We start from the raw sequence: 8,358 nt of genomic DNA on the forward strand, positions 1-8,358 counted from the left end.
CTTTCTTGAATTCCTATTATTCTATCAGCTTTTATACCAAACTTATCGTTCTTCTTTATATGAATCTAATTTTTTAAATCCATTTATTGCATATCTTCCTTGCTTTGCATTTATGCAACGGCCTTTTTAAATGCTAAATTAACAAATTTACTGGCTGAAATTGAGGAAGAAAAAAAGCTATCCAAGGAGTTTTTAATTTTTGAGTTTGATAAATTTTTCGAGTTATCTAAAACGAAAATGCAAAAAATTAATGAAGAAAAAGAGTTGAACATATATCAACTAAATTTATTAATTGACGATCTAAAAGAAAAATATGATGAGCAAAAAAAATATGAAAATCTATTAGATAAGTCTAATTCCAGAATAAAATACTTTCACAATCAGAATGAACAAAAAAAATTAGATGAACTAGCTCAGCAAAAACGAGATTACAAATTTTAGCAACTGACGCTTTTTAATTCTATGTGTAATCTTCTTATGTATTGCAAAATTCTAATTTGCACCATTTTATCAAAAAAAGGAACGATTCTCATTCGCATTCTTGGCTTATAGTTGCTCATTTGCTTTTTCACTTTTATTATTAATATGATGTCAATCAAAAATTTTTATAAATTATAATAGAATACCAACTTTATATCATTAAAAAAATAATTAAATAGACTTGACATTTTACATTCAAAAGAACTTCTGAGGTTGAAGTTAGTCAACTATTTTATTAATAAAATATGTAATTATTTTTCTTTACGAATAAATAAAAAAGAGTAGTTTGATAATACTTTAAACAACATTGATGATTATTTATAACAGGCTGTAATTCATGATTATAGGCTTGTATAGCTCAATGTCTAAAACCAAAAACTCAAATAATTTATATTTACTATTATGCGCCTAGCTTATAATTTACCTTCTTTACCTGATAACAAAAATAAGCATATTGAAGAAATAAAAAGCAATTCAATATGGGTAAATATATTGAACAAAATAAATGAAACTGAACAGGATTCTCAGTTAAATAATCTGTTGAATGATACAAAATTTATTGAAATAAAAAATAATATTTTAATTTTTGCTGTCAAAGATAAGTTTACAAGAGAAACATTAATTAGGAATTATTTTTTAATTATTAAGAGACAGATTGCTGAGATTGACGATAACATAAAAATGATCTCAATTACTGTTGATAGCAGTATTAATAACAATATTCCACTTGACAGTAATTTATTAGCAGATAGTAATGCAATAAATAGTGAATCAGAGCAAAAAAGAAATTTAGAAAATAATATATTTTCTAAGACTAATCCTAAATTTATCTTCGATAATTATGTCACTGGAGAGACAAATATTGTGGCATATAAAATTACTAAAGATATTGCCCTGCAAAATATAAGTTATAATCACAATAATGTGTTTTATGTGCACTCCAATGTAGGAATGGGGAAGACACATTTGTTGCAATCTATTGTGAATGAAGTAAACAGTAGCAATAAGAGTGTTGTGGATGGTGTTAACACTTATAAGTGCAAAGTGGGTTATTTAAGTGCGGAGAAGTTTATGCATAATTTTGTTAGTGCCGTTAAAAATAATACTCTTTTTAGTTTGAGGGATAAAATAAATGAGGTGGATATATTTTTAATTGATGATTTACAATTTATATGTGGCAAAGAGAGTACTCAAAGGGAATTTGCATTGATATTGAATTCGCTTATTGAGGCAGGGAAAAAAATAGTAATTGCATCAAGTGTGCCGTGTCATATGCTTGAACTTAATGATGAGCGCACAAAATCAATACTTAGAGCTAGTAACACCATTTATATTGAGCAATGCGATTATGAATTACGTTTTAAGATATTAAGTAGCTATAACAAGAGCAATAACATTCAATTTGAGGAAAATATACTAAAGATGGTAGCTGATAAAGTAACAACAAGCGTTAGGGAGTTGGAGGCTGGATTAAATAATTTGCAAACTTATTTGAGTATATCAGGAAAAAAAGCAACAAGCGATAACATATGTAAGTATATTCAAAATTATATCAAAAATAATACAAGGAAAATTACTATATCGTCAATAATAAGTGCCGTTGCTAAATATTATAAAATATCGTTATCTGACATTGCATCTAAAAAAAGAACACAGAAACTAGTTATAGGAAGGCAGATTATTGCGCATCTTGCTAAAGAAATGACAACGAATAGTCTTAAGATTATAGGAGAAAAAATAGGGGATAGAGATCATTCTACAGTTTTGTATTATTTGAGGAAAATAGAGATTTCAATAAAAGAAAATGAACAGTTAATTAAGGATATTGATTCTATTAGGAGTTCCATTATATAAGTGCACCTGAAGATTTTATTTGATTACTGACTCCAAGAAATAAGATCGTGAAAATGAGGAAAATATTGATTAATATAATTTTTAAGGAAACATAAATGGCAAAAATAGAAATATTGGGAAGACCTGTTAAAGGCTTTGATAGAATGGGGAAATATGCACCACAACATCTTTATATACTCCATACCAAAGATAACGGAGAGCAAATGAGGAAAATTTAGCCATTTTATCTGCTCAAAAAGAAAAAATAAACAACCTCGCAGAAAAGTATAAAGAGTCTGTGAATTCATTAAATTTACAAAAAAGTAGTGAAGAAAAGTATCTTGCTTATTACAAAGAAACTATAAAAAATGCTATAAATACTTATTCTAAAAAAGAAGCAATGTCTTCACTAAATACAGAGGTTAGTGAATTTGAATCTTATGTGCATGATTTATTAAATAGTGCATATGGATTATCTAATATTCATGATGATTTATGATTTTTATTCTCAACATTTAATATTTATGAAATTTAAGACTTTTACAGTTTCATAACTCTAGCAAATATCTAGCAAATATCTAGCAAATAATGAAAGCGCATGATTGAAAAATTTTTATTTGTGATACCCTTAATACACGTTGAAAATTAAGAAGGAATGATATACATTATGTACAGATTTAAAATTATTTCATAAATTATATGATAGATTATACAAATTATGCACAAACCAGTGTTCAAAGGCCGGGTTATAATGAGGGTCTAAGAGTATACATGCTCTCAATTTTTCAAAACATGGGTATAGCTCTTGTTATTACTGCGCTGGTTGCTATGTTTACTGCATCGTCATCTGCGATGATGAATGCTATATTTTCTACTCCATTGCAGTGGGTGGTGATGTTGGCTCCTATAGGGATGGTATTCTTTATAAGTGCTAAGGTTATGTCTATGTCAGTATCTGGTGCAAGATTGTCGCTCTGGGTTTTTTCAGCATTAATGGGACTTTCTTTGTCCTCTATATTTTACGTTTATACTAGTGAAAGTATTGCTAAAGTTTTCTTTATCACCGCTTCATTATTTGGTGCGATGACGATTTATGGTCATACAACAAAACGGGATTTATCTGGAATGGGCTCCTTTTTAATGATGGGAGTAATGGGGATATTTATTGCAAGTTTAGCTAATATGTTCTTTCAAAGTTCAGCGTTAAGCAATGTTTTATCATATGTTGGTGTTATCGTTTTTACTCTTTTAACAGCCTACGATGTTCAAAAGCTTAAAACGATGTATTATCAAATGGAAGCTACTGGATCAAATGAGATGGCTCAAAAAGTGTCAATATATGGTGCTTTGAGTTTATATATGGACTTTATAAACTTGTTTATTTTCTTACTAAGAATTTTTGGTGTGAAAAGAGACTAAGTTGTTTTAAGGGATCCGTGCTAATAGCAATCGGATCTTTTGGTGTGTTGCTAATGTTTCGTTAATGCTGGCAACACGGTGTTTTTAAATTTTATTTTATCATTTATTAAGTTGTAAATTTGGAACAAGATAATTCAAAATTAGGTAATACGGTTTCTATATCGATTGAAAGAGAGATGCAGGGTGCATATTTAGATTACGCTATGAGTGTAATTGTTAGTCGTGCATTGCCAGATTGTAGAGATGGTTTAAAGCCAGTTCATAGAAGAATATTATTTGCTATGAATGAAACTGGAAATCTGCATGATAAACCATATAGAAAATCTGCAAGGGTAATAGGTGAAGTGATGGGTAAGTATCATCCTCATGGAGATAGTGCGATTTATTCCGCATTGGTGAGGATGGCGCAAGATTTTTCTTTAAGATTGCCATTAATAGATGGTCAAGGAAATTTTGGATCTATTGACGGAGATTCTCCTGCTCAGATGAGATATACTGAGGTTAGGCTCGCAAAATCTGCAAATTTTATATTGCAAGATATTGATAAAAATACAGTCGATTTTCAAGATAACTATGATGGTTCTGAGAGAGAACCAAAAGTGCTTCCTTCAAGGTTTCCAAATTTATTAGTAAATGGTGCAAGTGGTATTGCTGTTGGAATGGCAACTAATATACCAACGCATAATTTAGGAGAGGTTATTGATGGGTGTTGTGCGTTAATAGATAATTCTGAAATTTCAGATCAAGAGCTGATGGAATTCATACCAGCGCCAGATTTTCCAACAGGTGGGGAAATTATCAATGGAGATGATGCAAAAATTGCCATTTTAAAAGGAAGAGGTAGTGTTGTAGTTAGGGGCAAGACTTTTGTAGAAGAAAAAAATGGTAGAGAATCAATAGTAATATCTGAAATACCATATCAGGTAAACAAATCAGAAATGCTTAAGTCAATTGAGCATTTGGTAAGAGAAAAGGTTATTGAAGGTATATCTGAAATAAGAGATGAAACTAATAAATTAGGCATTAGGGTTGTTGTTGAACTTAAACGTGAAGCGCACCCAGACGTAATATTGAATCAACTATATCAAAACACTCAGCTACAAAGTAGCTTTAGTGTCAATATGCTTGCACTTGATGATGGAAGACCTGAGGTTATGGGTGTAAGAGCAATTTTAAATGTATTTATAGATTTTAGAAGAGAAGTAATTAAGAGAAGGACTTCTTATTTACTTAATAAGGCAAGGGTAAGGGCGCATTTGTTGATTGGTCTTGCCATAGCAGTTGCCAATATTGATGAGATAATTATACTTATAAAATCTTCTGCAGATGCACAGATTGCTAAGGTTAATTTAATGGCCCGTGAGTGGAAATCTGAACAGATAGTACCTCTGCTTAATTTAGTAGCTGATCACAGAAATGAAATTAAAGACGGTAAATGTTTTTTAACTGAGGAGCAGGCAAAAGCAATACTTGAAATGAAATTACAACGTTTGACAGCGTTAGAAAAGGGTAAGATTGATAATGAGTTAGCAGAATTAGCAAAGATTATTAAGGAATATTTAGAATTGTTATTTTCAGATAAAAATTTAATGAATCTAATTAAAGAGGAATTGTTAACTGTAAAATCTGAAATTGCGACACCAAGAAAGACTGTTATTAAAAATGAGGGAATAAATGTTTCTGATGAAGATTTAATTCAAAAAGAAGATATGGTGGTGACTCTCACTAAAACTGGGTTTATAAAAAGAGTTCCACTTAGTGTATATAGTGCGCAAAAGCGTGGTGGAAAAGGTAGATCTGCAATGACAATGTATGAAGATGACATCATCACAGAGTTACTTGTAACAAATACGCATGCTCCTTTGTTATTTTTCTCGTCACTTGGCAAAGTGTATAAACTAAAAGTATATAAATTACCTGAGGCAAGTCCTCAATCTAAAGGTAGGGCGTTAGTAAATTTGCTACCTCTTGAGCAGAATGACAATATTGCTAGCATTATGCCGATGCCAGAGGATATTGATGAATTAGACAAATTGAATATAGTATTTTCAACGCATAAAGGCAACGCTAGAAGAAATAGCTTAAGTGATTTTACCAATATTCAGGCAAATGGAAAAATAGCTATTAAATTGGATGAGGATGATAAGTTGGTTGGGGTATCAGTTTGTAGTGATGATTCACATATATTATTAGCTACTAGCAAAGGAAAGGCTATTAGATTTTCTATAGAGGCACTAAGAGTATTTAAAAGTAGGTCATCAGATGGTGTTAAGGCAGCTAAGTTATCTGGAGGCAAAGATAATGTTGTCTCGATGTCCGTATTGAATTCTGGTGAATTAGATATCTTAAAAAGAGATGAATATCTTAAAATACCTTTAAAAACTAGGTTAAAATTAGCTACAAAATTATCTGAAAATCATCAAAAACAGTTAGATATTGGAGATTTAGATGTGAATAAAATTGCTCAGGATGAGCAATTTATTTTGACTGTAACGGAGAATGGTTATGGCAAAAGAACATCAGCATATGAATATAGGGTGACAAATCGTAATAGCCAAGGTGTGCTCAATATTGATACTGGAAGTAGGAATGGTTTGGTTGTATCGTCATTTCCGGTCAGAGAAGATGACCAGATAATGTTAATGACAAATTTGGGCACTATCATTAGAACTGAAGTTAATAAAATAAGAGTTACCAGCAGAAATGCAAAGGGAGTTAAAATTATAGATTTAAATAAAAATGAGAAAGTCGTTTCCATTTCTAAAATATCAGTTGAAGATGAAGATGAGAATGAGGGAGAAGACAAGGTTTAATTATAAAGCAACTGCAGCTTGCTGCTACTTTATCGCCTTTGTTTTTGTTTGCTTATTTAATACTAATTTTTCGTATTCAAAAATTGAAATAAATATTGATAATGGTATATTTGAGGCATTACCAGTTGCAATTTCTGAATTTGATGGTCAAAACTTGGATTCAATAGAATTTGGAGCTAAAATCAGAGATGTTTTGGTAAATGATTTAGAAAATTCTGGTTTGTTTAGAGTTATAGATAATGAGGCATTTTTAGAATTACTATCATTTAGTAAAACACCTATTTTTACTAATTGGCGTACTGTTAATGCAAATATGCTATTGGTTACAAAAGTTAATTTAGACAGACGAAATAATTTTGTTGATGTTAGCTATAAGTTATACGATGTATTTAAGGAAAAAGAAGTAGAAAGTGGTGATTATAAAATTGTTATAGATGGATGGAGGAGAATTGCGCATAAGATAGCAAATAGTATTTATAAAAAATTTCTTGGTGTTGAGGGGTATTTTGATTCACGTGTGATATTTGTTGCTGAAATGGGAAATGAGAAAAATAGAATGAAAAGGCTAGCAATAATGGATCAAGATGGAGCAAATTTTAAATTCTTAACCAATGGGGATGAGCTTATATTATCGCCAAGATTTGACACAAAATCTCAAAGAATAACTTTTATGAGCTATAAAAATAGAAAAAAACCTCCAAAAGTATACGTATTGGATCTAGAAACAGGAAAACAGGATTTAATTGGAGATATGTCAGGGATGACTTTTGCACCCCATTTTGCTCCAGATAATAATCATATAATTATGTCACTTGCAAAAAAGGGAACGACTAATATCTATGAAATTGATTTAAATTCAAAAGTGAAGAAAGAGATGACTAATTCGTCAGGTGGTATTGATACATCACCATCTTATTCACCAGATGGCAAATATATTTTATTTAATTCAGATAGGGCAGGAGCAAGTAGCCAAATTTATATAATGGACAGAGATGGTTCAAATATTAAAAAGATAAGTGCAGGACAGGGAAGTTATAGAACTCCAATATGGTCTCCTGATGGTAAGTGGATAGCATTTACCAAGATATCAGGTAGTTTTTATATAGGTATTATGAAGCCTGATGGCAGTGATGAGAGGTTATTAACTAGTAGCAGGCTGGAGGAAGGACCTTCATGGGCGCCCAATAGTAGGACTATAATTTTTAGCAGGCAAAAAAATAGTGGAGAAAATAAGCTTTATGCTATTGATATTGATGGCAATAATGAGAGGTTGTTTTATTCTCCAACAAATGGATCTCAACCTTCTTGGTCAGCGCATTTAAATTGATAAACATTTTAATCTTACAATATTATTGTAGATGGATTGTTGCTTTGTCTCTTCCAGTTAAGAAATTCCACATTAATTTTGAAAGTTGTTTTGTCCCATAAATGGCAACATCCTTCTCCTCGCTAGATGATAGCTTTTTTAACAAATCAAAACATTTTTGTGAATGCCACTCATCAGCATCAATATGAACTTCAAAAAATTTGATTGTTTGGCTATTATTGATTCCGTAAAATTTAGATAAGCCAATAATTTTTGATTTTGCAATTTCTGGGATTTGGTGTTGGAAGCATAAATATTAGATAGCGTATAAATAGGAAAAGTGCTAACCTTTGACCTAAAACAATACAGGTATCAAATGAATTTTGAAATAATAGTAAGAAAAAAAGAAAAAGGCGAGGTAGTATCAGAGAGGCTAATTAAGAAAGTAGAAATAAAGAGAGCTGAGACGATACTGGAATTAGGGTTTAGGCATAAAGAGCAAATAGG

At 30.7% G+C, this 8,358-nt stretch carries 8 protein-coding genes; 7 read left to right on the plus strand and 1 reads right to left on the minus strand.

The window, feature by feature from the left end; all coding sequences use genetic code 11:
• Positions 1–99 precede the first annotated feature (99 nt).
• The 7 genes from L8D11_RS02230 to tolB all read left to right on the plus strand — a co-directional run bounded on the left by L8D11_RS02230 (position 100) and on the right by tolB (position 7,872).
• Positions 100–441, plus strand: coding sequence for a hypothetical protein (locus L8D11_RS02230; protein ID WP_236870049.1), 342 nt, complete (start codon positions 100–102; stop codon positions 439–441).
• A gap of 441 nt (positions 442–882) precedes the next feature.
• Complete coding sequence (locus tag L8D11_RS02235; protein WP_236870050.1) at positions 883–2,334, plus strand: DnaA ATPase domain-containing protein; 1,452 nt, start codon at positions 883–885, stop codon at positions 2,332–2,334.
• Positions 2,335–2,429: 95 nt separating this feature from the next.
• Positions 2,430–2,552: a hypothetical protein gene (locus L8D11_RS05780; RefSeq protein ID WP_272906013.1), complete on the plus strand. Its 123-nt coding sequence runs from the start codon at positions 2,430–2,432 to the stop codon at positions 2,550–2,552.
• A 59-nt stretch (positions 2,553–2,611) separates the two neighbouring features.
• A complete protein-coding gene (locus L8D11_RS02240) occupies positions 2,612–2,812 on the plus strand; it encodes a hypothetical protein (protein WP_236870051.1) in 201 nt (66 codons plus the stop codon).
• 200 nt (positions 2,813–3,012) lie between these two features.
• Entirely contained in the window at positions 3,013–3,732 is a 720-nt protein-coding gene (locus tag L8D11_RS02245; protein ID WP_236870052.1) for a Bax inhibitor-1/YccA family protein, read from the plus strand.
• Positions 3,733–3,851: 119 nt separating this feature from the next.
• Positions 3,852–6,545 carry a DNA gyrase subunit A gene (gene gyrA, locus L8D11_RS02250; RefSeq protein ID WP_236870053.1) on the plus strand — a complete coding sequence of 898 codons (2,694 nt, stop codon included), beginning with the start codon at positions 3,852–3,854 and terminating at the stop codon, positions 6,543–6,545.
• Complete coding sequence (gene tolB / locus L8D11_RS02255; RefSeq protein ID WP_236870054.1) at positions 6,523–7,872, plus strand: Tol-Pal system beta propeller repeat protein TolB; 1,350 nt, start codon at positions 6,523–6,525, stop codon at positions 7,870–7,872. Before gyrA ends, tolB begins: the two co-directional genes overlap by 23 nt.
• 22 nt (positions 7,873–7,894) lie before the next feature.
• On the opposite strand, the gene L8D11_RS05785 is transcribed toward tolB, so the two are convergent.
• Positions 7,895–8,017: a hypothetical protein gene (locus L8D11_RS05785; RefSeq protein WP_272906014.1), complete on the minus strand. Its 123-nt coding sequence runs from the start codon at positions 8,015–8,017 to the stop codon at positions 7,895–7,897.
• Between the last annotated feature and the right edge of the window lie 341 nt (positions 8,018–8,358).

It is taken from the genome of Candidatus Bandiella numerosa (assembly GCF_021811875.1).
Taxonomy (GTDB): domain Bacteria; phylum Pseudomonadota; class Alphaproteobacteria; order Rickettsiales; family Midichloriaceae; genus Aquirickettsia; species Aquirickettsia numerosa_A.